This window comes from Dickeya oryzae (assembly GCF_020406815.2).
In the GTDB taxonomy this organism is placed as follows: Bacteria; Pseudomonadota; Gammaproteobacteria; order Enterobacterales; family Enterobacteriaceae; genus Dickeya; species Dickeya oryzae.
In genome coordinates this window covers 4,622,957-4,648,538 of the sequence record NZ_CP162670.1, presented here as the reverse complement: position 1 = coordinate 4,648,538, position 25,582 = coordinate 4,622,957, and the positions used below count along the sequence as shown (strand labels likewise).

Below are 25,582 nucleotides of genomic sequence, written 5' to 3'. Positions count from 1 at the left end.
GATGGCAGAGATTGTGCTTGATGGTGTAACCAAAGCCTGGGGCGATACGCCGGTGTTGCACCCGGTTAATCTGACGCTGGCTGATGGCGAGTTTGTGGCGATCCTCGGGCCGTCGGGGTGTGGTAAATCCACCACCTTATTTTTGCTGGCCGGGCTGTATGCGCCGACACAAGGACAGATTCTGTTCGACGGTCAGCGGGTAAATGGCGTCGATGCGCGTGATCGTAACGTTGGCGTGGTGTTCCAGTCTTACGCGCTCTACCCGCATCTGAATGTGTACGACAACATTGCGTTCCCGCTGCGTTTTAAACCCGACGAGCGTGCCGGGCGTGACCAGCGGGTGCGGGAAGCGGCCGCACTGGTGCAGGTATCGGAATTGCTGGATCGCAAACCGTCGGCACTGTCCGGTGGTCAGCAACAGCGGGTGGCGCTGGCACGGGCGCTGGTAAAACGGCCGTCGCTGCTATTACTGGATGAACCGCTATCCAACCTTGATGCCACCTTGCGTATGACGATGCGTACCGAATTGAAAGCGATTCATGCCCGTTCGCGCGCCACCACATTGATGGTCACCCATGACCAACTGGAGGCGATGACGCTCGCCAGCCGCATTATCTGTATGAATCAGGGGCGGGTGGAGCAAATCGGCACCCCACAACAGCTCTATCGCCAGCCCGCTAATACCTTTGTCGCCAGCTTTATCGGCTCGCCGCCGATTTGTCTGCTGCCGGGGTACGCCAGTGGACATCAGTTGACGGTGGGGGAGGTCGGTTGGGAACTGTCATCGGCGTATCAGGGGGCAGTGACGCTCGGTATCCGCCCGGAAGACGTCACGCTGAAGCCCGCGGCTCCTGGGCTGTTGATGGGGCGTATCGAACACGTTGAACCGATGGGGCGGGAAATCCTCTACCGCCTGCACACGTCGCTTGGCCCCTTGCAGGCGTTGATAGCCGGTTCGATAGCGCAGTATGACGCGGGGATGTGCGTCGGAGTATCGCTGTCGGCAGACACGCTGCTGCTGTTTGGTGCCGACGGCAATCGTCTTGCTGATGTTGGTGTGGTGCTGCCCGCCAATGACTTTCCCGCCTGCCGGACGGCAGGTTAATCTCCCTCTCTTACCAACAGGTTGCCTCATGCTCATTGTCAGCTACAACATTCAATACGGTCTTGGCCGCGATGGCCGCTACGATCTGGCTCGCATTGCCGATGAAGTGCGCGGTGCGGATATCATCTGTATGCAGGAAGTGGAACGCTTCTGGCAACGCTCCGGTATGACGGACCAACCGGCGGAACTGGCCGCGTTGTTGGGCGAGTATCACTGGGTGTATGGTGCCAATCTGGATATGGATGCGAGTACTGTGGTCGCGGACGGCCGGGTTCTCAATCGCCGTCGCCAGTTTGGTACCCTGACGTTGTCGCGCAGGCCGATTCTTTCCAGCCGCAACTTCCCATTGCCAAAATTCGGCACACTCACCCAGCATTCGATTCAGCAAGGCGTGCTGGAAACGGTGGTCGACGCCGATGGCGGGGCGATCCGCGTTTATAACACCCACCTCAGCCACCTGTGTACCGAGACGCGGCTACCACAGGTAGACGCGATGTTGGGGATTTTTGCCCACGCCCCAGATGAAGGCGGTGCCTGGTGCGGCGGCCATCCTGACCCGACAGCTGGCTGGACTGAAGGCCGTATGCCGGTGATGCCACAGGAGATGATCCTGATGGGCGATTTGAACTGCCTGCCGGACAGCGACGAATACCGCCATTTGGTGGGGCCGGTGTCACCGCATCACGGTCGGTTGGTCCGTCATCGCGGGCTGATGGATGCCTGGGTTGCGGCAGGCCAGTTGGAGAGTAGCGGTTCTACCCACCCGAATGTCGGCGGCCGGATCGATCATTGCCTGCTGACGCCTTCACTGGGGCTGACGGTACGCCGTTGCTGGGTCGATACGGAGAATCAGGGTTCCGATCACCACCCACTGTGGGTTGAACTGCAATAACCGCTAAGCAGGCCATCTGCCTGCTTTCCGCGCAGATGGCTGGCTGCGAAGGTGATTTTTTTAATTCATAAAATTTGAATGATATCTGCAAATAAACCCGATTTTAACGCCGGGATAACAGGTCTATTATCACTTCCATCGAAAGCGAAGACGCTTTCAAAAAGAAAGTTAACCGAATTCAACGTGAAGGATATAGACCATGAGCGCTATCAAAAATATTGTTGCAGTTATCACCCTGGCTACCGTTTCTTTCGGCACCTTCGCCGCGACAGAAGTGCAGTACTCTGCCAGCCAGTCCGTCGGTACCGTCAGTGCCAGCGCTAATACCCTGGACGGCCTGCAGGCTAACCTGGCTGAAAAAGCGAGTGCCGCGGGTGCCAAATCGTTCCGCATCATCTCCGCTACTGGCAGCGATAGCCAACTGCGCGGTGTGGCCGAACTGTACAACTAATTCTATCGATATAAGCAACACCGATATTCGCTAACACCAGTATCACGCAACGCAATGGCCGCCTTCGGGCGGCTTTGTTGTTTTGGAGGAAGATTGCGGGGGGTATAAAACGCGTTAGCATTTATGTAGGAAGCCATCCTTTCAGGAAATTGACCAGCACCGGGGAATATTGCTCAAGCCTGCCGTTTTGAGGAGTGCTGTACTTGTTAATGTTGTCTATTTGGAAGTCTCTTAAGAGGTCTCTTAGCAAATCATCATCTTCTAATTCTAATTTTTCCTCGGGATTAATACCTTCCTTCCATAACAGGTCATGGATGACTTTTCTGCGTGCCCCAATCAGCTTTTTGTTATTCGTTTCATGATCACCAAGGTTTAGTACCTTGATGGCCTCCTGAGCACGTTCTGTCTTGCCTTTGACGCGCCCGCTAGACATGAATTCCAATTCGGTTTCGCATTCCGCCATGAGTGGGGTAAGTGAAAACGCCTGTGAACCGTGAGCGGCGTCGCACTGATTTGGCGTGGTACAACTGGCGACGATGTTAGTGAAATCAAGGCTGCGTTGAGGAGCCTCGTCTCTCGCCTGAACATGCTCATTCATGGTGTCGCTGTTATCACCGCTGATTGGTTTGCAGCAGTAAGCGCACAGGCCAAACTGCTCTTTGACGCAGGCATCGCGGATGTCCTGCCGTTCGGTTTCCGTCAAATTGTCATAGCGGCCGTTGGGGTTGGCGCGTTTCCAGGCTGTCAGACTGGCAGGTTCGGTGCCTTTAGTGATTTTTCTCACCGCGTAACTCCTGTTTGCGCAGTAATAGGCGGGCTTTGGTCAGTTCCAGATTGGTGGCGGGCAGTTCTTCCGTCAGTTCTTCCAGCAACGCTTTGGCTTGTGTTAATTGCTGGTATTGAATCATGTCCAGCAGGTCACCCAATTTTTCCGTGATTCTTGCATTACGGATATGTGTATCCATCACTTCAAGTAAGACGCTGTTAGCATCCTGACCGTATTGGGATGGCACGACTGTCAGTTCGCCGTTATCCAGTGAGTACACTAACACGTCCTTGCAATCGCTGATCACCAGCGGCGAGTGGGTGGTCAGAATAAACTGACAGTTTGGGAAGGTGGTAGTGAGCCGTTCGATAATGCTGCGCTGCCACGACGGGTGCAGGTGCATATCCACTTCATCAATCAGCACGATACCTTGCCCGTGCAGCGGGTTATCCAATGCTGGATTCATTATCGCCAGACGACGTGCAATGTCGCCCACCAGCGCCATCAGTGATTTTTCGCCTTGCGACAGTTGCAGCACGTTAAACGGCTTTCCCTCTTTGCTGATCGACATATGCAGGCGAGGTTTGCGGCGTACTCTTAAATTAGAAAAACCTGGCATGAAACAGTAAATGGCGTGTCGCACGGCATCAAGCTGTGGATCTTTATTCGATTTTTCGGATTGCTTTAATTTTGATAACGCTGTTTTTAATTTAGCTATTTCGTCTTTGACATCGACATTCTTATTTTTCTCAGGGTCGAGAGTTTGGGTAATAAATTGTTCTGGATTGTTGTCGAGTATATTGGAAAGAACATCGACCAGGGATGGTGTTGCCTCGTTTTCAATATCTTCCCGCTCACGAAACCATTCGAAAAAACGTCGGAAATCTACACCCTGATTCAGCGCGTTGTCATATCCATCTATTTGTTGAAAATGGTGTTTATTTCTTATCTTCAGTGGAATATCCAGCACGCTGCGTTCGACCGGATAAAAGGCGATTAACGGCAGACTGCTTTGTTCATCTTGCGTCAAGGCAATACGGTAGCGATCGGCAAGTGTGGAAAGTGCATTCAACTGGCTGGCGTGCTGTCCTTTTTTGCCACTGTGGGCTTTTGCCAGTGTCCAATGATATTCAGCGTCGTTGTCAGCAGCGTTACCGGAGAGCGGCGTATTCTGCACCATGACCTCAATCGCGGCGGAAGCATGGCCGTTGGTAATGCTGTCTTCACTAATAACGCTACCGCTGCCTTTTTCACTACGCACCCGCGCTACCAGCCAACTGAGCGAGGTCGCCAGCGCCTGCAAAATGGAAGTTTTCCCGGCACCGTTATTGCCGACCAGTACCGTTACATTGGAAGGATAATCAGCCGTCGGCGCGATGAGAGCGTCGAGAGAGGTAAAGCGCCCGACATTGTGCAACCGGAATTGCTTTATTTTCATCATCCCTTCCTTAATCAGACGTTGAGCCGCCTGTGCAGTGTACAAATCTTCTGGCAATGATACATCCCTTTCCGGGATTCATTGCGGGGATCACTCACTTACCCCAATGCCTGCGCGCAGGCCCAGGCGGAGCTCCAGGCCCACTGGAAGTTATAGCCGCCAAGCCAGCCGGTGACGTCCACCACCTCGCCGATAAAGTACAACCCTGGACATTTGCTGGCTTCCATCGTTTTTGACGACAGTTCGCGGGTATCGACCCCGCCGAGCGTGACTTCCGCTGTGCGATAACCTTCGGTGCCGTTAGGCTGTACCCGCCACTGTTGTAGCGTCGCTTCCACCTCGGCCTGTTGTGACTTGTTGAGCTGCTTTAAGGTGACATCCGGTAGCTGCCCCAATGCTTGCAGGCATTCCACCAGTCGTTTCGGCAGCCATTGCGACAACGTATTTTTCAGGCTCTGGTTCGGGTGGGCCTGACGCTCAGCGTTCAGGCATTGCGCCAGATCATGCGTGGGCAACAGATTGATGGTGACGAATTCTCCCGGCTGCCAGTAGCTGGACAGTTGCAGAATGGCCGGGCCGGACAAGCCACGGTGGGTAAACAGGATATTTTCGCGGAAGGTGGTACCGTTTATGGCGCTGACCACCGCCGGTACCGACACGCCGGAGAGCGTTTGTAATTGCTCCAACAATGGCTTGTGCAGGGTAAACGGCACCAGTGCGGCGCGAGTCGGCAACACGTTGAGGCCAAATTGTGCCGCCAGTTGATAACCGAATGGTGTAGCCCCCAGACCGGGCATCGACAGCCCACCGGTGGCGATAACCAGCGCACGCGCTTGTACCACACCGGTATTGAGCTTCACCTGGAACTGCGCGTTTTTTTCTACTGATAGCACCTCGCTGCGCAGGCGCTGCGTCACGTTACCGGCATCGCACTCTTTCATTAGCATATCGACAATGTGCTGTGCGGAATCGTTGCAGAACAACTGGCCGAGCGTTTTTTCGTGATACGCGATGCCGTGGCGGCTGACCAGGCTGATGAAATCCCATTGGGTATAGCGGGCGAGGGCGGATTTACAGAAGTGCGGGTTGTGCGACAGGTAAGCCGCCGGTTCGGCGTACAGATTGGTAAAGTTGCAGCGCCCACCGCCGGACATCAGAATTTTGCGGCCCGGTTTTTTACCATTGTCCACCAGCAGCACACGTAACCCTCTCTGGCCTGCCTGTGCCGCGCAAAATAGCCCGGCTGCTCCCGCACCAATGATGATGACGTCAAACTGTTCCACATTACTCTCCCGCTCTTGCGCCGGTGATATCCGGGGGGCCGATTATAGGGGATGTCTCTTCGTCGGTCATCTGCCTGCAGGTGCCTGACGCCAGTGGTGACCGTGGGACGGTGCCTTTACCCGTAACAGAATATGTAGAGGGGTGAAATCAATAATGCATTGATTTTAATTAGCTAAATCAAAGTCACCGGTAGAAGTGGCGTAATTTAAGTCAAAATAATGTCATATTTTGCTTTTCCCGTTTCAGCTTGTCATCGATAATGCGCCGCGTTCATGACCACTACATGGCCTAACACTTATGTTACATTTATTTGCCGGGCTTGATTTCCACACCGGTCTGATGCTGGTTCTCGCCCTGCTGTTTGTTCTGTTCTACGAAGCTATCAACGGCTTTCACGATACCGCCAACGCGGTAGCCACTGTTATCTATACCCGTGCGATGCGTGCCCAACTGGCGGTTGTCATGGCCGGTGTTTTCAATTTCCTCGGGGTATTGCTGGGGGGACTGAGTGTGGCGTATGCCATCGTCCACCTGTTGCCAACCGATTTGCTGCTGAACGTCAGTTCCACCCACGGGCTGGCGATGGTGTTTTCCATGCTGTTGGCGGCGATCATTTGGAACCTGGGGACCTGGTACTTTGGTTTACCGGCTTCCAGTTCTCACACCCTGATCGGTGCCATTATCGGTATTGGTTTAACCAACGCGCTGGTGAGCCACACCTCGGTGGTGGATGCACTCAATATTCCCAAAATGGTCAGTATTTTCCTGTCGCTGCTGGTATCACCGGTGGTCGGCATGATCATTGCCGGGTTGATGGTGTATCTGCTGCGTCGTTACTGGAGCGGCAATAAGAAGCGTCAGCGGATTCACCTGACGCCGGTTGAGCGTGAAAAACAAGATGGCAAACGTAAGCCACCGTTCTGGACCCGTACTGCGCTGATCCTGTCTGCGGTAGGGGTGAGTTTCTCTCACGGCGCTAACGACGGTCAAAAAGGCATTGGCCTTATTATGTTGGTGCTGATTGGCGTGGCACCTGCCGGGTTTGTGCTGAATATGAGTGCCTCCGGTTATGACATTAGCCGTACCCGCGACGCGGTGGTGAATCTGCAAACCTACTATCAGTCCCATCAGGCGACACTGGCTCATGTGATTGATTTGTCTCAGCCGGTCATCCCGGCACCGGAAAATGTGATCCCTTCCACCGGTAACAAACCGGATTTTCACTGCGATACCTCGCGTGCGTTGATTGCCGTCGACCGCGCACTGACGCTGCTGAATAATGTGAAGAGTTATGATGATCTGGCCGCAGACGATCGCGCCCGTGCTCGTCGCCTGCTGATGTGCATTTCCGATACTCTGGATCGCGTCGTCAAACTGCCGGAAACCTCGGCTGATGACAAACGTCTGCTTAATAATCTGCGCGGTGACCTGCTCCATACGGTGGAGTACGCTCCGCTATGGATTATTGTTGCGGTAGCACTGGCGTTGTCGCTCGGTACCATGGTGGGCTGGAAGCGCGTGGCGGTCACTATCGGTGAGAAGATCGGTAAAAAAGGCATGACCTATGCGCAGGGTGTCTCGGCGCAGGTAACGGCGGCGGTGTCCATCGGTATCGCCAGTTATACCGGCATGCCGGTCTCCACCACACATGTGCTCTCGTCCGCGGTGGCGGGAACCATGATTGTCGATGGCGGCGGTGTGCAGGGGAAAACGGTGAAAAACATTATGCTGGCCTGGGTGTTTACCCTGCCGGTGTCGATGGTGCTGTCCGGGGTTCTGTACTGGCTGGCTCTGAAGGTTATCTGACGGGTGGCGATATGCCACCACGATATAGCATCGTTAAATCACATCGTTATCGTCAAAACATCGTTATCACCAAATAAGAAAGGCGGCCACCCGGTCGCCTTTCTGCTTTCAGTGTTGCGTTATTTAAGGGTTGATAGGGGTACACGACCGGTTGAGGCGTCCGCCACCTCTGTTGTCGTTCACCTCAGTGCCACATGATAAGGCCGATAAGGCTCACTACCACCAGCCCGCATAAGGCTGAGGTCAGCAGAAACTGACCCCGCACTCGTGCGCAGCGACGGATGAATTCCGGATCGTGATGGTCAAGATAACGTTGTGCGTAGATATAGCGAACCAGCCGTAATTGCTTGCTGGGCTGCCCGTGGGAGGTGAAAAAACCGCCTCCGTCCACATACTGGTACAGTAGCGGATCACAGTCTCTCAGAATCAGCAGCAGCACTCGCAACGAAGAATAATATCGCGCCATATTGATGACACAGACGACACATAAAGCCCAGAAAAGCGCAAATGTACTAATCATCATGCTTCCCTCCCGGATTATGACCCTCCAGATGCGGGTAGGCGTCGTGTCCTGCTGACGTCACATCTGTGGGTATTTATGCCACACGTTATTCACGCGATGTTATGGGGCTGCCAGACCATGGCGAGTTGCCCAGGTATTCTTCTTCACCTCGATATCCCTGTCTGGAAAAGAACCTGAAAAGTCCCTCTCCAGTTTCATTGTAGAAGAGCCTGACGCTTTTTTTCCATACCTTGCGCAAGGTTCCTGATAGCTAAAAACATCATGACTTCTTTTGATCTGGCGCTGTTTTCTCTGCCATAGACCTTGTTTTTTTCAGCTACACTTTACGCACGGGCGAGAGGCTTCCCCCTGCATACCTCAATTATTCGTGTTACAGGAACCACTACACCTGCAACGTGAAACATGACGGGTATAGCGTGAAGTATGACGGGTATAAAGAGTTATCGGCGCAAATGGGTGGTCACTTCAGGGTAAGTGGTTATCCGCCGTCGCAGAACCGTTACAAAATGTGTGGCGTTGTGATCCGTTGAACATAACCCGGAATTGAGGGGGTGTTATGCTCATGACTGCCATAGGTTGTCAGACTGGCAGGAGAAATATCTGCTGACCCATCAGTTAGTCATTAGGAAGGAGCTTAATCATGGCTTACAAACACATCCTTATTGCGGTTGACTTGTCACCGGAAAGTAAGGTGTTAGTGGAAAAAGCGGTCTCCATGGCGCGGCCGTATGATGCCAAAGTCTCTTTGATCCATGTTGACGTGAATTACTCCGATCTCTACACCGGGCTTATTGATGTCAATCTGGGCGATATGCAGCAACGCATTTCCGAAGAAACCCAGAATGCCCTGAAAGACCTGGCGGACGGTGCCGGTTATCCTATTTCGGAAACCCTGAGCGGCAGCGGTGATCTGGGTCAGGTGCTGGTCGACGCGATTCGCAAGTATGATGTTGATCTGGTGTTGTGTGGTCATCATCAGGATTTCTGGAGCAAATTGATGTCGTCCGCGCGTCAGTTGATCAATACGGTACACATCGACATGCTGATTGTGCCGCTGCGTGATGAAGAGGTGTAAGCAGCACAAACGGTGCTGATGCGCACAGATAGACGACGATAGACCAAACCAACGATAAGGGCATAGCGATGACTATGCCCTTATTTGTTATGGAGGTTTGTTATTGAGCAATGGCGATGATGAAAGCGTTACCCTGAGCCTAATGGATACGGAACACCTGCACCAACTGCGCCAGTTGCCGGGCCTGATCTTCCAGAGAGGCTGCGGCCGCCGTTGCCTGCTGTACCAATGCGGCGTTCTGTTGGGTAACGCCGTCCATTTCATGCACCGCCTGCGTTACCTGACTGATGCCGCGTGATTGTTCATCGGAGGCGGCGACAATCTCGCTCATGATATCGTTGACCGAGGTGACGGCGGCCAGCATGTCCCGCATGGTTTTCCCGGCATTCTCCACCATACTGACCCCATGACCGACCCGTTCGGCAGATTCACCGATCAGCGCCGTGATATCCTTGACGGCATCCGCGCTGCGTTGGGCCAGGCTGCGTACCTCGCCTGCCACTACCGCGAAACCTCGACCCTGTTCGCCAGCGCGGGCGGCTTCCACCGCCGCATTGAGCGCCAGAATATTAGTCTGAAAGGCAATGCTGCTGATGATGGTGGTAATTTCGCTGATTTTCTTCGAACTGTCGTCAATGCTACCCATCACGCTTACCACCTGACCGACTATCTCATCACCGCGCTGGGCAATGTGCGCCGCGTTTTGTGTCAGCCGGGTAGCGCTGTGCGCGTTATCGGCGTTTTGTTTCACGGTGGCGGTGATTTGCTCCATGCTGGCGGCGGTTTCTTCCAGCGCCGCGGCCTGTTGTTCGGTGCGGGAAGCCAGGTCGACGTTACCGGCTGAAATTTCTGCGGCACCGTGGCTGACGGATTCGCTGGTGGACATCAGTTGCTCCACAATATTGCGTAACTGCTGCTGCATTTCCGACATCGCATAGAAGATGCTGCTGGTATCTTTAGGCTGCACCGGAATGTGGAATGTCAGGTCACCTTGTGCCACCGCCAGGGCGATTCGGGCGGCCTCCGTCGGCTCACCGCCAATAGGGCGCAACACCTTACGGGTGAAGATAACGCTAATCACCCCGGAGACGACCAGAATACTCAGTAGCGTCATGAACGCGCCGATGTAGCGTAACCGTACGGATTCCGCCATGACCACCTGCTCGGGTACCGTGACGCCCAACATCCACGGCGTGCCGGTATTGCCGATAGTAATCGGCAGATAGGCATTCATCATCTCTTTCTGGGTGAAGGAGCTCACGCGGTTGGAAACAAACGGGGTTCCTGACTGGATGCTCTCCAGCAGTTTTGGGTCATCATCGAGCTTTTTGGTAATACGGCTGGCGTCCGGGTGGGCGATGTAGTTTCCACTGGAGGAAAACATCATGGCGTAACCAGCACCGCCAAACGGCTTAATGTCGTTGACCATTTTTTGCAGTGTGGCCAGCGAGAAGTCCGCGGTGACCGAACCGTAAAACTTACCGTCAATCATGATAGGCACCGCAATAGACGTGAGCAGAACATCAACCCCGTTATAGGGGTAGCTGTAAGGCTCCAGGATCACTTCCTTTTGCAGCTTTCGCGGCAACAGGTAGTAATCACCGCTGCCGGGGGTTTCGTAGTCGGTCAGGTTGTGCAACGCCACCTGACCGGCGTTATCGCGGTCCACATAGCGAACAAACCGGCCTTTCGGGTCTTGATCTGGTTGGCTGGCGTATTGTGCATCTTTTCCGTCAAAGGCATTTGGCTCAAACGCCAGCGACATAGACAGTAGTTCAGGGTGATTTTTGAGCGCGTTTTTCAGCATTTGTTCCGCTGTAGCGCGGTCTGTCGAGCCGGACTCACGTAGGCTGACAACGCTTTGCACCAGATTTCGTGCGGCAAACAACGCCACATCAATGCGATTCTGTACTGAATAGGTGCTGGCCGTCGCAGTTTGTTCCAGCACTTGCTGGACACTGGTTTTTTGTTGTTGGCCTGACTGCCACAGCAAAAAACCAATAGTGATGGCAAATCCTGCGGTAATGATGATGACAGTGGTGATAAGCACCAGTGCTCGGGTAGAAAGGGATTTTTTTCTTGTCAGCGCATCATTTCTTTTCAGCATATCAATAGTACTGACCGAAGAAACCGCAGAGGAAGCATAGGAAACCAACGGGTTAGGCATAGCAGTACTCCACTGTATAGCGTCATTAATGAATTAAATAAATAACAGCGGGAATGAATACAACTGGATACGGAGATTATTTTTTCTGTATTCAGAATTAGCATCGACCATAGTGTGCGTTTCTTTAATCGCACAATGATGACACGTCAGTGGATTTTCTGGCTTCGTCCGGTTAAATCGCGTTAGCATGCGGGCAATGAGGTTGATTATTGGGGATTATTCATGGCGATAAAACTGATTGCGATTGATATGGACGGCACGTTGCTAACGCCGGAAAACCATATTTCGCCTGCGGTAAAACAAGCGATTACGGCTGCCCGTGAAAAGGGTGTGTATGTGGCGCTGGCGACCGGACGCCCGTTCATTGGTATCGAGCGCTATTTGCAGCAACTGGCGTTGCAGCAGGACGGACATTATTGCATCACCAACAATGGCGCGTTAGTGCAGAGCACATTGACGGGTGAGTGCGTGGCACAAACGACGTTGAGCTTTGAGGATTATCTCTATTTTGAAGCGCTGTCACGCGAGCTGGGGGTACATTTCCACGCGCTTGATTTCAATTATGTCTATACCGCCAACAAAGACATTAGCGCCTACACCGTACATGAGTCTCACCTGACCAGCATGCCACTGAAATACCGTGCGGTAGAGGAAATGGACCGCAACCTGCGTTTTCCAAAAGTGATGATGATCGATGAGCCCGAGGTGCTGGATGCCGCTATTGCCCGTATTCCACCGCAGGATTTCGCACGTTATACCATCATGAAAAGCGCGGCGTTTTATCTGGAGATTCTGGATAAGCGCGTGAATAAAGGCGAGGGGGTCAAAATGCTGGCGCAGCACCTCGGCCTGGAGCGTGATGAAGTGATGGCGTTGGGCGATCAGGAAAACGATTTGGCGATGATCGAGTTTGCTGGTCTGGGTGTGGCGATGGGCAATGCGATTGATAGTGTCAAAGCGGTAAGCCAGTTCGTCACCCGCTCTAATCGTGAAGATGGCGTGGCTTACGCGATTGAGAAGTTTGTGTTGAACGTTTGACCCCCGGCGGGCCAAACGAATATACCCGTCATACTTCAAGTTGCAGGTGCGTTGGCTTTCCTCGCTCACCCCAGTCACTTACTTGAGTAAGCTCCTGGGGATTCGCTGCGTCGCCGCCTTCCTGCAACTCGAATTATTTAGGGTATAAGATGTGGAGTGTGCGGATCAGTCGTTAAAGAACGTCTGTTTGATGGCCAGCTCGACGCCGCGCACTTCCGCCAGCCCTTTAAGCCGCCCAATGGCAGAGTAACCGGGGTTGGTTTTCTTCTTCAGGTCATCCAGCATCTGGTGGCCGTGGTCGGGGCGCATCGGGATGGAGCGGGTGTTGCCCTGCTGACGGCGACGGTATTCTTCCGCCAGAATGGCTTTCACGACCTTCACCATGTCCACGTCGCCATTCAGGTGGGCTGCCTCGTGGAAACTTTTCGGGTTGTCTTCACGGCAAGTAGCACGTAAATGGGTGAAATGGATGCGATCAGCGAAGGTTTCGATCATTTTCACCAGATCGTTGTCTGCCCGCACACCGTAAGACCCGGTACACATGGTAAAGCCGTTATGGATGCTGTCCACGGTCTCTTTCAGCCACTGCATGTCCTCAATGGTGGAGACGATGCGCGGCAGACCGAGAATCGGACGCGGTGGATCGTCCGGGTGTACCGCCAGCACGATACCGGCTTCTTCCGCCACGGGCACGATTGCCCGCAGGAATTCCGCCATGTGCTCACGCAGTTTCGCTTTATCGATACCGTCGTACTGCGCCAGTTGGGCACGGAACTGCTCCAGCGTATAGCCTTCTTCAGCACCCGGCAGACCGGCGATAATATTGCGGGTCAGCTTGTCTTTGTCAGCGTCGGTCATGGCGGTGAAATATGCAGCAGCCTGACGTTGTTCTTCATCGGTATAGTCAGCAGCAGCACCGTCACGTTTTAGCAGGTGCAGCTCAAACGCCGCGAAAGCGGTGTGATCAAAACGCAGCGCCCGGGAGCCGTCCGGCAGCGGGTATTCCAGGTCGGTACGGGTCCAGTCCAGCACCGGCATGAAGTTGTAGCACACGGTATCGATACCGCAGGCACCCAGATTGCGCAGCGACTGCTGGTAATTGGCGATATAACGCCGGTAGTCGCCGGTCTGGGTTTTGATGGATTCGTGCACTGGCACGCTTTCCACCACTGACCAGGTCAGCCCTTTTTCCGCCAGCAACGCCTGACGTTGCTTAATCTCTTCAATGCTCCACACTTCCCCATTGGGGATGTGGTGCAGGGCGGTGACAATACCGGTCGCGCCCGCCTGGCGGGCATCATCCAGCGACACCGGATCGTTGGGGCCGTACCAGCGCCAGGTGTGTTCCATAATGTAGCTCCTTAAGCTATATACCCGGCATACTTCAAGTTGCAGATGCGTTGGCTTTCCTCACTCACCCCAGTCACTTACTGATGTAAGCTCCTGGGGATTCGCTGCGTCGCCGCCTTCCTGCAACTCGAATTATTTTGGGTATAGATTGGGAAATAATGAATATTAGATGGTCGGTCTGGTGGCCTGACCGCCTGACCAGCTCACTATTCACCACCTGTAGTGATATTTCTGTGACTTAGATCACGTAAACATCAGGCAGACGGTGCAATGACGCGTAAGCGCCAGACCGGGGCATTTAATTTTCTGACGTTTTGACGGCTATGGTAAGCTGCGGGCTATTGTTGGCATAACATGTTGGCATCACATCGGTTTACAGGACACGACTGACGGGGGATCCGGAGGGGATATGGTATTACCCACACTGAAGGTTGAGCGGTTGTATCGGCAGATTTCCACACTGCTGATTAACTGCATCAGAAATGGTCAGTTTGCGGCCGGGCAATTGCTGCCTTCGGAGCGTGAACTGGCGAAACAACTGGGGGTGAGCCGATCGTCCATCCGTGAGGCGTTGATTGCGCTGGAGATTACCGGCTGGGTAGAAATCCGTACCGGCAATGGCGTTTACGTTAACGATCCGCTGCCGGAAGCGCCGTCCGTCGTGTTGCCAGAAGACGAGTTCAGCCTGCGGGCGTTTATTCAGGCCCGCCAGGTCTACGAGGCGATGATGGCGGAACTGGCGGCGGTACATGCCACCGACGAACAGTGTGCCGCGCTACAGGAAATCACCCGCGATTTGTCTCGCCTGCACATTAATGACGCGCAATTTCTGCATGAAGATAAGCGCTTCCACCTGTTGGTGAGCGAAATGTCTGGCAATGAGGTGTTGCAGGACATGATGGAATACCTGTGGAACAAGCGCCAGAGCAGCCGATTTGTTCGGCTGGAAACGCTCTATGCCGACTCCGATTTCCCCCGCACCATGAATCAGGATCATGCCGATATCGCCGACGCCATCATTGCACGCGACCCGGCACGGGCGCGTACCAGTATGGAGCGTCATCTCCAGCATGTGTACGATCATCTCTTCGGTGGTGATAAGTAAGCGTTGAATTAAGCTGGTGTGTCCGGCGTTGAAAGTAAAAAACCCCGGGGGGGACACAGGCACCGGGGCTGAGGGGTAATGATGAATTCGTGGGCAAGGATTATTTGTAGATAGTCGCATTGCCGTGCAGTGTATCGTCGCCGCCAGCGTAGGTAATGGTATACGCGGAAGCGCCGGCCGCGCGGGCTTTGTGCGCCAGTTTGCTTTGCAGCGAGGTCACGTCATTGGCGGTGGCGGACACGGCACCGATTTTTTCCAGCTGTTGAGCCTGTGCATAGCTGACGCTATGAGCGGCCGCGAAAGAACCAAAAGATACGGTGGCAAGGGCGGCGGCGATAGCGATGGTTTTGATGTTTTTCATGTCTCTTTCCTTTTTCGGTCATCTTGGTAAAGGCGTTTGCTCTTTCGATATAACGCAGAGGTTACGCCCTGTTAGCCTTCGTGGAAAACGGAGGTTGTTGACGCTATCTTTCTACTTTTTTGACCAACAATACAGTCAGGTATTGTAAACAATACGTTGATTTTCATTGTTTTTGTCATTCATTGCGTGGTTTTTTATGATATGCCAAGTTAATTTATCAAAGCGGGGAATCTGTGATGAATGAAGACAGGCAGATAACTGTGGGGGCGTTTTCACATCAGCTGACCAACATCAATATTTGGTCATGTGATGGAAACTGGCTGATTTATGATGTCCGGCCGCATGGGTCTTCGTTTACCGGTTCGACGATTGAGCGCGTCAATGTGGAAACTCGAGAGTGCGAGGTGCTTTACCGTGCCGGGCAAGGCGCACATGTTGGTGTCGCGACCGGTAGCCCGGTGCCGCCGCAACGCTACGTGTTTATCCACGGTCCGGAAAATCCCGATGTGCACTGGCAGTATGACTTTCACCATCGCCGTGGCGTGATGATAGCCGATGACGATCGCCAGCAGGCTACGACGCTGGATGCCTGTGTCCTGACGCCACCCTATCTGGCCGGCGCACTGCGCGGCGGTTCTCATGTGCATGTGTTCAGCCCGGACGGTACTCGCCTGAGCTTTACCTACAACGACCATGTGTTGCATGAGCGTGACCCGGCGTTGGACTTGCGCAACGTTGGCGTAGCGGTACCGTTGCACCGGGTTGACGCGCCACATCGCCATCCGCGTGAGCACGACGGTAGCCATTACTGTGTGCTGGTGAGTCAAACCACATCGCAGCCGCGTCCTGGTAGCGATGATATTAACCGCGCTTACGAAGAAGGTTGGGTCGGCAATACCGGTTATGTCCGCCCGGATGGTAGCCGCCAGCGCTGGGCGCTGGCGTTTATCGGCGATACGCTATCGGCGCGTGGCGAAAAAGTGCCTGACGTGTTTATTGTTGATTTACCAGAAAAACTGGACGACTACGCCCGCCCCGGCGAATGCCCGCTGGGTGGTACGGATGACACCTTGCCCGCGCCGCCAGCCGGTGTGTACCAGCGTCGACTCACCTTTACCGCTGACAGGGCTTACCCCGGTGTGGTTAATCAACCGCGCCACTGGTTACGCAGCTCGCCGGACGGCAGCCAAATCGCGTTTTTGATGAAAGACGATCGTGGCATTGTGCAACTGTGGACGGTATCGCCGAACGGGGGAGAGCCGCGCCAGGTCACGCACAGCGACTGGCCGATACAGTCAGCATTCAGCTGGCATCCAGACGGTGACTCTCTGGCGTTTATTGCCGACAACAGCGTGATGCTGTGTGAGGTCGCCACCGGTCGGTTGATTCGCCAGACGGCACGCAGTGAAACGCCGCCCATAGGGGATGCGGTGGTATTTTCACCCAATGGCGATCGCCTTGCCTATCTGCGGGACATTGACGGTTTCAGCCAGATTTTTGTGGTGACGGTCGCCCGTTAATCACCGGTTTTTCCTCAGGCGGCGCGTACCGGATGTCTGCGCCGCCCAGTGCTGACGCCGCGTCAGCACCTCCTCCGCGGTATTCATCGCGAGGCAATTTTGCTTGCCTGATAAAACTGTTTTCTTTCAAACGATTATTTTTTATTCACCGATCTGCCTCACAGTTCGCAACAAAAATCATTGTCATCTTCTCCATGCTTAAAATAAATTGCTAACTCGACTTAGCAAAGAGATTTCAGCATGAAAAACGATTGCTTTATCGGTGTGGATGTCGGGTCAGCCAGCGTCAGGGCTGGGGTATTTGATGGCAATGGCCAGCGTCTGGCGTTTGCGGTGCGGCCTATTGAACAGTTTCATCCCCGCACGCATGTGGTGGAGCAATCGTCGGCGGATATCTGGCAAGCGGTGGGTACCTGTGTGCGTGAAGCGCTCAGTGTGGCGGCGGTTGCACCTTCGCAGGTCCGTGCCATTGGCATCGACGCCACCTGCTCGCTGGTGGCGGTGGGCCAGCAAGGGCAGCCGGTATCGGTAGCGGAGCAGAATGACCCGCAGCGGGACATCATCATGTGGATGGATCACCGTGCTGCAACCGAAACCGCTGATATCAACGCCACTGGCGACGAGGCGCTGCGCTATGTGGGTGGTGAAGTCAGTATTGAGATGGAACTGCCCAAAATCCTGTGGTTGAAACGCCATTTCCCCGCACGTTACCAACAAACATGGCGTTTTTTCGATTTGGCGGACTATCTGGTATGGCGCGCTACTGGTGCGGATGTGGCCAGCGTCTGCACCCTGACGTGTAAGTGGAACTATCTGGCGCATGAAAATCGTTTTAGCGATGGTCTGTTGCAGGCAGTCGGGCTGGACGATGTAGTGCAGAAAATCCCGCCACGCATCCTGCAACTGGGTGAAGCGGCCGGGACACTGGCGGCTGACGTCGCGCGCGACTGGGGATTGCCGGAAAACGTAGTGGTCGCCGGTGGCATCATCGACGCGCACGCCGGTGGGCTGGCGCTGGTGGGCAGTGAACCGCAGGGGAGTCTGGCCATCATCAGCGGGACGTCTAACTGCCATATGCTGGTCAGTCGTCAGCCGGTCGAGGTGCCCGGCGTATGGGGGCCGTACTGGGGAGCAATGCTGCCGCAATGGTGGCTCAACGAAGGTGGGCAGAGCGCGGCGGGGGCATTGGTGGAGTGGACCTTACATCAGCATGCCCAGTGGCCGACACTGCTCGCGCAGGCTGAACAACAGCAGCGTAGCCCGTATGCCGTATTGAATGAATGGGTGGCATCACTGGAACAGCGCGAGCCGTTACCGACCCGTCACTTGCATGTGCTGGCGGATCACCACGGTAATCGCTCGCCACGGGCGAACCCGGATGCGCGCGGCATGGTGATGGGGCTGACGCTGGAGCAAGGCCCCGACGCGCTGGCCCGGCTTTATCTGGCGACGTTACAGGCTATCGCCTACGGCACCCGGCACATTATCGAGACGTTGAATCAGTCCGGTCATCGTATTACCCGGTTGGTGATGTGCGGCGGGGCGACCAAAAACCCACTGTGGCTGCGGGAATACGCCGCCATTACGGGGTGTGACATTCAACTGGCGAGTGAGGAGGATGCGGTCACGCTGGGGGCGGCGTTATTGGGGGCGGTGGCGTGCGGCGCGTATTCCTCGTTACAACAAGCGGCACAGTCGCTGGTGCGCCCCGGTGTGCTTATCCGCGCCGATCGAGGTCATCAACCGTTTCACGACGATAAATATCAGATTTATTTGCAGATGTATGACTACCAGCAGGCCGCACAGCAACAGATGCGCCGTCACTGATAGCCGAATTTTCTTCCGGCACCGTCCGGAGAGGACACCAGGAGTACATTATGTTGACACTGAATCTTCCCGTCTCACCCCGCTCGCTTTCCGTCGGCGAACGTGAGGTCTTGCTGGTTACCAATGCGGACTTGCGTGAATCCGCCAACCTGACCTGCTGGCCGACCCAACAACAGTTCGAAAGCCGCCTGCAGAGCGCGCTGGAACACCTGGGATACCGCATGACGCGCGCCCATGCAGTAGACACTGCACGCGGGCATGGTTTTATCAGCTCTCAGCGGGAGGGCAGTGATGTTTTCGCCGCACTCGACCCGGATGCGCCAGTGATTGTGCTGTTGACCGCCTGGCAGTATTCCCACCATATCGCCCCGTCGCTGGTGCATCACCGTGGTCCGGTGCTGTTGCTGGCCAACTTTGACGGCACCTGGCCGGGGCTGGTGGGGATGTTGTGTATGGCGGGCTGTCTGACCAGCCTGGGGCGCAGTTATTCCCGTTTGTGGTCAGAAACCTTTGATGATGAGGCGTTCCATCAGGGGTTGGCGACCTGGTTGCGTGACGGCGCGGTAAGTCACAAGACCGGCTACCTGCGTCCGGTGGCCGCTTCTCACCCGGTGCTGGCGACCACTGCCGGACAGATTGGCCGCCAGGTCGGCGACTACATTTTGCGTCACAAGGCGATTATCGGGCTGTTCGATAGCTTCTGTATGGGGATGATCAACGGCGTATTCCCGCAACAGGCGATGATCCAGACCGGTATGCCGATCGAGTCGTTGTCCCAGTCGGCGTTGCTGGTGGAAATGGCGAAAGTGCCGCATAGCCTGCGGGAAAGCTGTCTGGCGTGGTATGAGCAGCGTGGTATGCGTTTTGAGTTCGGCGATGATGCCAGCCGCCAATTGACACGCGAACAGGTACTGGAGCAGTGCGCGATGATGATCGCGATGGCGCGTTTCGTGCAGCGTTTCGGGTTGTCGGCGGTTGGGGTGCAGTATCAGCAAGGGCTGAAGGACAGCTGCGCCGCGTCCGATTTCGCCGAAGGCGCGATCGGCAATGCGGAGCGTTTCCCATTGCCGGATGAGCAGGGCGTACCGATTCGTCCTGATGTCGCCATCCCCTGCATCAATGAAGTGGACATGGGCAGCGCCATTCCGCAGGTCATGTTGTGGCACCTGTTGCACGGGCTGGGATTACCGGCAGAGACCACGCTGCACGATATTCGCTGGGGCAGTGAGTATCAGGGCGTTTTTTACTGGGATTTGGAAATTTCTGGCGCGGTGCCGTTCGCCCATCTTAAAGGTGGTATTGCGGGTGCTACCGGCTATCGTCAACCGCCGATGTTCTTCCCGTATGGCGGCTCCACGATTGCCGGTCAGGGTAAAGCGGGGCGTTTTGTCTGGGCAAGAGCGCACTACGAAGGAACGCAGGTTGTCATGCATATCGGTACCGGTACCGCGGTGGAGCTGCCTGCGGACGAGTTCGAGCGCCGTCGCCGTGCGACCAACTACGAGTGGCCGCTGCTCAACGCGGTACTGGATGGCGTTACCCGTGATGACCTGATGGCGGGTCACCAGAGTAACCATTTGACGGTGGCGTATGTGGACGACGATAAACTCGCCGACGTACTGAAAGCCTTTGTTGCCCAGGCGCTGACGCAGCATATCCAGGTATGGGTAGCGGGCGACGCTCATTCACTGCTGGCGGAGTAACATCATGACCCACGACAATCCTTCAAGCAGTGATCAAAACAGTGATCAAAACAAGTACACCGGCATCTGGCCGGTGATGCTTACCCCGTTCGATGCGCGTGGCGAAATCGACTACGCGTCGCTGGCGCGGTTGGTAGAGTGGTATCTGCAGGCGGGTGTACACGGTCTGTTTGCCGCCTGCCAGTCCAGCGAGATGTTTTTCTTAAGCGACGCCGAAACCCGCGAGCTAGTGCGCTTTATTGTCGCGCAGGTGGATGGCCGGGTACCGGTCGTGGCGTCAGGCCACACCGCCAGCGCCTTCAGTCAGCAGGTGGATCAACTCAACGGCGTGGCGGAAACCGGCGTTGACGGCGTGATCCTCATCAGTAACCGGCTGGCGCTGGCCGGTGAATCGGATGAACTGGCGTTGGCCCGGTTGCAGGCGCTGACGGCGCAACTGCCCGTGCAGGTGGATCTGGGGATTTACGAGTGTCCTTATCCTTACAAGCGGTTGCTGTCTGACGAGACCGTCGCCTGGTGCGCGCGCAGCGAGCGCTACACCTTTATCAAAGACACCTGTTGCGATTTACCAACGATTCGTCGGCGGTTGCAACTGGCGCAGGGTTCCCGCCTGCATCTGGCGAATGCCAATAGCCAGACGCTGCTGCCCTCGTTGCAGGCGGGGTGTCAGGCCTATAGCGGTGTGATGGCTAACTTCCATCCGCAGCTGTACGTGTGGCTGTTCGAGCACTGGCGGGAGCACCCGGAGGCGGCTGCGCATTTGGCGGACTACCTCGGTACGGCGGCACTGGTGGAATTTCTCGATTATCCGGCCTGCGCCAAGTTCTATCAGCAACAATGTGGTACGTTCTCGACCCACGTTTGCCGGGTACGCAACAGCGCGGCTTACGACGAGAGTTTTTTCCCACAGGCTATCGAGAGCATGCTCCGGCTGGGCAATACGCTGGCGGCCAGGCTCCCGGTATCGCCACGTTAACGCAAGGACATCCTGATGAGGCTGACAACGACAACACGGCAATATGTCCTGCCCGAGGGGCATGACTATTTTGGCAACTGCCACGCCTCGACCGTGGTGGCGTTGCCGGACGGGCGGTTACGGGTTGCCTGGTTTGCCGGTGAAAAAGAAGGTAGTCGTGATACCGCTATCTGGCTGGCGAGCTGCGAGCAAGGGCGCTGGTTGCCGCCGGTTCGGGTGGCCTGGGAAGACGGGCTGGCGCACTGGAACCCGGTGCTGCATTGGCAGGCGGGCACGCTGTGGCTGTTCTACAAGGTGGGGGCTGACGTACACCACTGGCAGACGCGGGTGCAGCTGTCCACGGATGAAGGCGCGAGCTGGTCCGCACCGCGCCCGCTGGTGCCCGGCGACAGCGCACCGCGCGGGCCGGTGAAGAATAAGCTGTTGGTGATGTCGAACGGCGAATGGCTGGCTCCCGCGTCTGTCGAGGATGACCGCCACTGGGACGCGTTTGTCGATCTCAGCGCTGATCAGGGGCAGAACTGGCAGCGTACGCCTATCCCGTTGACCCATCGCTTACCCGGCGATCATGGTCGTGAGGCCCTGTGGTCGGGGCTGGAGCAGGCGGCGTTGTGGGAAAACGACCTGACCCGTGTATTCCAGTGGGACGGTGTGATTCAACCGTCGGCATGGGAGTCGTCACCCGGGCGGGTACACGTACTGATGCGCAGTACCCGTGGCGCGTTATACCGCAGCGATTCTGACGATTACGGCCGCCACTGGTGCGAGGCTTACGCGGTGGATTTGCCAAACAATAATAGCGGCGTCGATCTGGTGCATCTGGGCGCGGGTCGTCTGGTGCTGGTCTACAACCCGGTGACCGGCAACTGGCATCGTCGCTACCCGTTAGCCGTGGCCTGTTCGACGGACAACGGTGAACACTGGCAGGACGCTCTCTGTCTTGAGCAGGAGCCCGGCGAGTTTTCTTATCCCGCCATTATTGCTGATGGCGATACGTTACATGTGACCTACACCTGGAATCGAAAAAATATCGTTTACTGCGCGCTGATATTCAGCGGGTAGTCGTTGTAGCACTCAAAAAAACCTGTACCCTACACCCCCCGCCAACCTCCGGGTTAGGCGGCGTCCGGATGGTTTTGCCTGAAGGGCGATAAAATCATAAAGCGAGGAACATCATGTCGATTTCCGTGGAATTATCCCAACACCAGGCGATGCACAATAAATCCAACATTCGCCGCGTGGTGATCTCCAGTTGGATTGGCAACACTATCGAGTTTTACGATTTCCTGCTCTACGGACTGGCGAGCGCACTGGTCTTTGGCAAACTGTTCTTTCCCAACGTCAGCCCGGTAACGGCGATGCTGGCATCGTTCGCCACCTTTGGCGTGGGGTTTATCGCTCGTCCATTGGGCGGCATCTTTTTTGGCCACATGGGTGACACCCTGGGGCGTAAGCTGACGCTGCTGATTACCCTCGGTGGTATGGGGATGGCGACCTTTTTGATCGGCTGCCTGCCGACCTATCATCAGATCGGGGTCTGGGCACCGATTTTGCTGGTAGTGCTGCGTTTTGTGCAGGGTTTTCTGGTCGGTGGCGAATGGGGCGGTGCGATGCTGATGGTGGTGGAAACCGCGCCTGCCAATCGTCGCGGCCTGTTAGGCTCTATCCCGCAGACGGGCGGTTTTTCCGGTCAATTGCTGGCGACGGCAATATTCGCCATGGTTTCGACACTGCCGGAAGATCAACTGATGTCCTGGGGCTGGCGTGTGCCGTTCATGCTGAGCGTGGCGCTGGTGCTGGTGGGGCTGTATATGCGCCGCAAGGTGGATGAAACCCCGGTGTTCCAACAGGTTCAGAAGCAGCAACAGCAGCAGGCGAATCAGCGTGATGCCGCTCCGCGTCAGAGCCCGGTGGTGGAAGTGCTGCGTAATCAGTGGCGCAGTGTCTGTTTGATCATGGTGTTGCGCTTCGCGGAAAGTGTGCCGTTCTTCCTGGCGACGGTGTTCGCCGTATCCTACGCCACGGTGCAGTTAGGCGTGCCGAAGCAAACCATGCTCAACGTGATCATGGCGACCTGTGTGCTGGCGTTCCCGATGCACGCGCTGTTTGGCGCGCTGTCTGACCGGGTGGGCCGTCGTCCTATCTACATCTTCGGTGCATTGTGCGCGGCGGCAATGGCATTCCCGTTCTTCTATCTGCTGGAAAGTGGTTCTTTTGGACTGATGGTGCTGGGGTATGTGTTGCTGATCAATATCGCCCATAACTCCATTAACTCGGTGCAACCGGCGTTCTTTACCGAACTGTTTGGCCCGAAAGTGCGCTACAGCGGCGCGTCTATCGGTGCGCAACTGGGGGCGATTGTGGCCGGTGGTTTTACCCCGTTTATCGCCAAGGGGCTGACGGCGATAGATAACGAATCCTGGACGCTGGTGGCAACCTACGTCACGGTAGCTGCGCTGGTTGCGGCCTTCGCTGCCTGGAAAGCGCCGGAAACATCACGCCGGGATATGACCAAAGACGTGTGATTTATTGATCGCGGCCAGGGTCGGCCGCGCTTTAGCTGCGTCGAGTTAGTTATTCCGTTACACTGGTTATCTTTCAGTTCTCATAGGGATATTCTGTTTCATGGCGAAAACAGTTGAACAGATTGCCAGTGCCTTGAAGTTATCCGTGACCACGGTACGTCTGGTACTCAATGGAAAAGCGGAACAGTATCGAATCAGTGCCAAAACCCAGCAACGCATCCACCAGTATGTGACGGAGTACGGTTATACCGTTAATCACGTCGCCCGCAGCCTGAAGCTGAACAAAACCGAAACGCTGGGGCTTATCGTTCCCCGTTTATCCAACCTGTTTTTCTCGACGCTGGCCGAAAAGCTCGAAACGCGCTGCCGTGAGGTGGGCTACCAACTGATGATCAGCTGTTCTTACAGTGACCCACAGTATGAAAACCGGCTGGTGGAAGCGCTGTTGCAACGTCATGTCGACGGGCTGTTTGTGGTGCCCTCATCGCTACAGTCCGCGCAGCATCACGCGAAGGTGGTGAAAAAGCCGCTGGTACTGCTGGACCGCGATTTTGGTATCGAACAGGTGCCGCTGGTCATGAGTGACAACCTGCAAGGCGGCGCGGCGCTGACTCAGGCGATGCTGGCTGCCCAGCCTGCCGCACCGTTGTTTTTTATGGCGGGTGACGTACAGCAACCGGCGATCCGCGATCGTCTGCGTGGTTATCACCAGTCCGTGCAGCAGGCGGGCCTGACGCCAGCGGTGCTGGAAGCCAGCCATAACCGCCGTGAGGATGGCATGTTGATGATGGAGCAGTTTTTACGCCAGCACGATGCGCTGCCGCCCGCGTTTATCGCGTCATCATTGCCGGTGCTGGAGGGGATGCTCAGTGTGGTTCGTGAGCGCTATGGCTATATTCCGGCGCATATTAATATCGGCACCTTCGATGAACACGCCATGCTGGGGTTCTTGCCCAATACGCTGTGGTCGATGCGTCAGAATGAAGATGCGTGGTCAGAACAGGCGTTTACCGCGATGCAGCAGGCGTTAAACGGTGAGGTGCAGCCGCATAACGCGGTGATCCCCATGACGCTTATCCATCGTCGTCAGGCCGGGCATCACTGACCCGCGTTATTCGCCGCCGCTGGCATCACCACCAAAGGTGGAGGGGAGCCCATCGGCTGGCGGCGCTCGTATTCTCCCAGACGGTCGCGCGCGGAGGTGCTGTGGGTATCGTCGTGGGTGCGATAGAAGTCATAGGGTAACAGTAGCGTATCCAGCATGGCGGAGAAGGGGACATCCAGCGCCACCATCGGCATCATCGCCCAACTGGTGTCCTCATCTTTCAGCGTGGTCATGCTGGCCTTGGTGCCGGAATAGTATCCTTGTTCGCCGCCAGAGTGGGTCATCACGCTGGAGCAACCGCCGCACGTCGCCAGTATCCCGCCTGACAGCACGAACGACAATGAGGCATTTTTCAGAATGGTCATCATGTTACCTTGAGGTAAATCGTCCCGGTTACGTGGTTGACTGTACTTACATCGACCCGCCATCGACCTGCATGTGCTTACATGTTTTAGCAAAATGTGCTCGTTGTCCAGTGTATGCGATTACATCAGGACTGGGTTAGAGAATAAGAAAAATTTCCCACCTGCCGTGTTGAAAAGCAGAGACAAATCACCATATCTCA

The 25,582-nt window shown here is 55.6% G+C and carries 22 protein-coding genes; 14 read left to right on the top strand and 8 right to left on the bottom strand.

Going from position 1 to position 25,582, the window contains the following annotated elements:
* Position 1: 1 nt before the first annotated feature.
* The 3 genes from LF929_RS20480 (at position 2) to LF929_RS20470 (ending at position 2,448) form a co-directional block, all read left to right on the top strand.
* Complete coding sequence (locus tag LF929_RS20480) at positions 2-1,105, top strand: ABC transporter ATP-binding protein (protein ID WP_226092884.1); 1,104 nt, start codon at positions 2-4, stop codon at positions 1,103-1,105.
* Positions 1,106-1,133: 28 nt separating this feature from the next.
* The gene (locus tag LF929_RS20475; protein WP_226092853.1) at positions 1,134-1,997 is read left to right on the top strand and encodes an endonuclease/exonuclease/phosphatase family protein; all 864 of its coding nucleotides are present in this window, start codon (positions 1,134-1,136) and stop codon (positions 1,995-1,997) included.
* A 199-nt stretch (positions 1,998-2,196) separates the two neighbouring features.
* A complete protein-coding gene (locus tag LF929_RS20470) occupies positions 2,197-2,448 on the top strand; it encodes a DUF1471 domain-containing protein (protein WP_226092854.1) in 252 nt (83 codons plus the stop codon).
* Between the two features lie 121 nt (positions 2,449-2,569).
* Here LF929_RS20470 and LF929_RS20465 read toward each other — a convergent pair whose 3' ends face one another.
* From LF929_RS20465 to LF929_RS20455, 3 genes are read right to left on the bottom strand one after another with little or no spacing between them, the layout of a single operon-like run.
* The gene (locus LF929_RS20465; RefSeq protein ID WP_226092855.1) at positions 2,570-3,232 is read right to left on the bottom strand and encodes a TIGR02646 family protein; all 663 of its coding nucleotides are present in this window, start codon (positions 3,230-3,232) and stop codon (positions 2,570-2,572) included.
* Positions 3,216-4,709, bottom strand: a complete 1,494-nt coding sequence (locus LF929_RS20460; RefSeq protein ID WP_368678955.1) for an AAA family ATPase — start codon at positions 4,707-4,709, stop codon at positions 3,216-3,218. Before LF929_RS20460 ends, LF929_RS20465 begins: the two co-directional genes overlap by 17 nt.
* A gap of 41 nt (positions 4,710-4,750) precedes the next feature.
* On the bottom strand, positions 4,751-5,935 hold the full coding sequence (locus tag LF929_RS20455; protein ID WP_226092857.1) for an NAD(P)/FAD-dependent oxidoreductase: 1,185 nt from the start codon (positions 5,933-5,935) through the stop codon (positions 4,751-4,753).
* A 298-nt stretch (positions 5,936-6,233) separates the two neighbouring features.
* Here LF929_RS20455 and pitA point away from each other — a divergent pair, with 298 nt between their 5' ends.
* Entirely contained in the window at positions 6,234-7,742 is a 1,509-nt protein-coding gene (pitA, locus tag LF929_RS20450; protein WP_038906058.1) for an inorganic phosphate transporter PitA, read from the top strand.
* 184 nt (positions 7,743-7,926) lie between these two features.
* Here the strand turns inward: pitA and uspB are convergent, their stop codons facing one another.
* Positions 7,927-8,262: a universal stress protein UspB gene (gene uspB, locus LF929_RS20445; RefSeq protein WP_023641072.1), complete on the bottom strand. Its 336-nt coding sequence runs from the start codon at positions 8,260-8,262 to the stop codon at positions 7,927-7,929.
* 643 nt (positions 8,263-8,905) lie between these two features.
* Between uspB and uspA the strand changes: the two genes are divergently transcribed.
* Positions 8,906-9,340 carry a universal stress protein UspA gene (gene uspA / locus LF929_RS20440; protein ID WP_012886684.1) on the top strand — a complete coding sequence of 145 codons (435 nt, stop codon included), beginning with the start codon at positions 8,906-8,908 and terminating at the stop codon, positions 9,338-9,340.
* Positions 9,341-9,479: 139 nt separating this feature from the next.
* On the opposite strand, the gene LF929_RS20435 is transcribed toward uspA, so the two are convergent.
* Entirely contained in the window at positions 9,480-11,507 is a 2,028-nt protein-coding gene (locus LF929_RS20435; RefSeq protein WP_226092858.1) for a methyl-accepting chemotaxis protein, read from the bottom strand.
* A 222-nt stretch (positions 11,508-11,729) separates the two neighbouring features.
* Here LF929_RS20435 and yidA point away from each other — a divergent pair, with 222 nt between their 5' ends.
* Positions 11,730-12,545: a sugar-phosphatase gene (gene yidA, locus LF929_RS20430; protein ID WP_038906056.1), complete on the top strand. Its 816-nt coding sequence runs from the start codon at positions 11,730-11,732 to the stop codon at positions 12,543-12,545.
* Positions 12,546-12,710: 165 nt separating this feature from the next.
* Here the strand turns inward: yidA and uxuA are convergent, their stop codons facing one another.
* A complete protein-coding gene (gene uxuA, locus LF929_RS20425) occupies positions 12,711-13,895 on the bottom strand; it encodes a mannonate dehydratase (RefSeq protein WP_210176929.1) in 1,185 nt (394 codons plus the stop codon).
* A gap of 409 nt (positions 13,896-14,304) precedes the next feature.
* On the opposite strand from uxuA, the gene LF929_RS20420 reads away from it, so the two are divergent.
* A complete protein-coding gene (locus tag LF929_RS20420; RefSeq protein WP_226092859.1) occupies positions 14,305-15,000 on the top strand; it encodes a FadR/GntR family transcriptional regulator in 696 nt (231 codons plus the stop codon).
* Positions 15,001-15,100: 100 nt separating this feature from the next.
* On the opposite strand, the gene LF929_RS20415 is transcribed toward LF929_RS20420, so the two are convergent.
* Positions 15,101-15,361 (bottom strand): YdgH/BhsA/McbA-like domain containing protein, encoded by a 261-nt coding sequence (locus tag LF929_RS20415; protein ID WP_226092860.1) that lies wholly within the window; start codon positions 15,359-15,361, stop codon positions 15,101-15,103.
* Between the two features lie 236 nt (positions 15,362-15,597).
* Here LF929_RS20415 and LF929_RS20410 point away from each other — a divergent pair, with 236 nt between their 5' ends.
* From LF929_RS20410 to LF929_RS20380, 7 genes are all read left to right on the top strand, one after another.
* Positions 15,598-16,881: a DUF3748 domain-containing protein gene (locus tag LF929_RS20410; protein WP_226092861.1), complete on the top strand. Its 1,284-nt coding sequence runs from the start codon at positions 15,598-15,600 to the stop codon at positions 16,879-16,881.
* A gap of 240 nt (positions 16,882-17,121) precedes the next feature.
* A complete protein-coding gene (locus tag LF929_RS20405; RefSeq protein WP_226092862.1) occupies positions 17,122-18,708 on the top strand; it encodes an FGGY-family carbohydrate kinase in 1,587 nt (528 codons plus the stop codon).
* A gap of 50 nt (positions 18,709-18,758) precedes the next feature.
* Positions 18,759-20,411, top strand: coding sequence for a signal transduction protein (locus LF929_RS20400; RefSeq protein WP_168366749.1), 1,653 nt, complete (start codon positions 18,759-18,761; stop codon positions 20,409-20,411).
* Positions 20,412-20,415: 4 nt separating this feature from the next.
* Entirely contained in the window at positions 20,416-21,387 is a 972-nt protein-coding gene (locus tag LF929_RS20395; protein WP_226092863.1) for a dihydrodipicolinate synthase family protein, read from the top strand.
* A gap of 15 nt (positions 21,388-21,402) precedes the next feature.
* A complete protein-coding gene (locus LF929_RS20390) occupies positions 21,403-22,449 on the top strand; it encodes an exo-alpha-sialidase (protein WP_226092864.1) in 1,047 nt (348 codons plus the stop codon).
* A gap of 113 nt (positions 22,450-22,562) precedes the next feature.
* On the top strand, positions 22,563-23,912 hold the full coding sequence (locus LF929_RS20385) for an MFS transporter (RefSeq protein WP_012886673.1): 1,350 nt from the start codon (positions 22,563-22,565) through the stop codon (positions 23,910-23,912).
* A gap of 100 nt (positions 23,913-24,012) precedes the next feature.
* A complete protein-coding gene (locus tag LF929_RS20380; protein WP_226092865.1) occupies positions 24,013-25,017 on the top strand; it encodes a LacI family DNA-binding transcriptional regulator in 1,005 nt (334 codons plus the stop codon).
* Here LF929_RS20380 and LF929_RS20375 read toward each other — a convergent pair.
* Positions 25,011-25,385 (bottom strand): YceK/YidQ family lipoprotein, encoded by a 375-nt coding sequence (locus LF929_RS20375; RefSeq protein ID WP_210173962.1) that lies wholly within the window; start codon positions 25,383-25,385, stop codon positions 25,011-25,013. The two genes, LF929_RS20380 and LF929_RS20375, sit on opposite strands and share 7 nt — an antisense overlap.
* Positions 25,386-25,582: the final 197 nt, after the last annotated feature.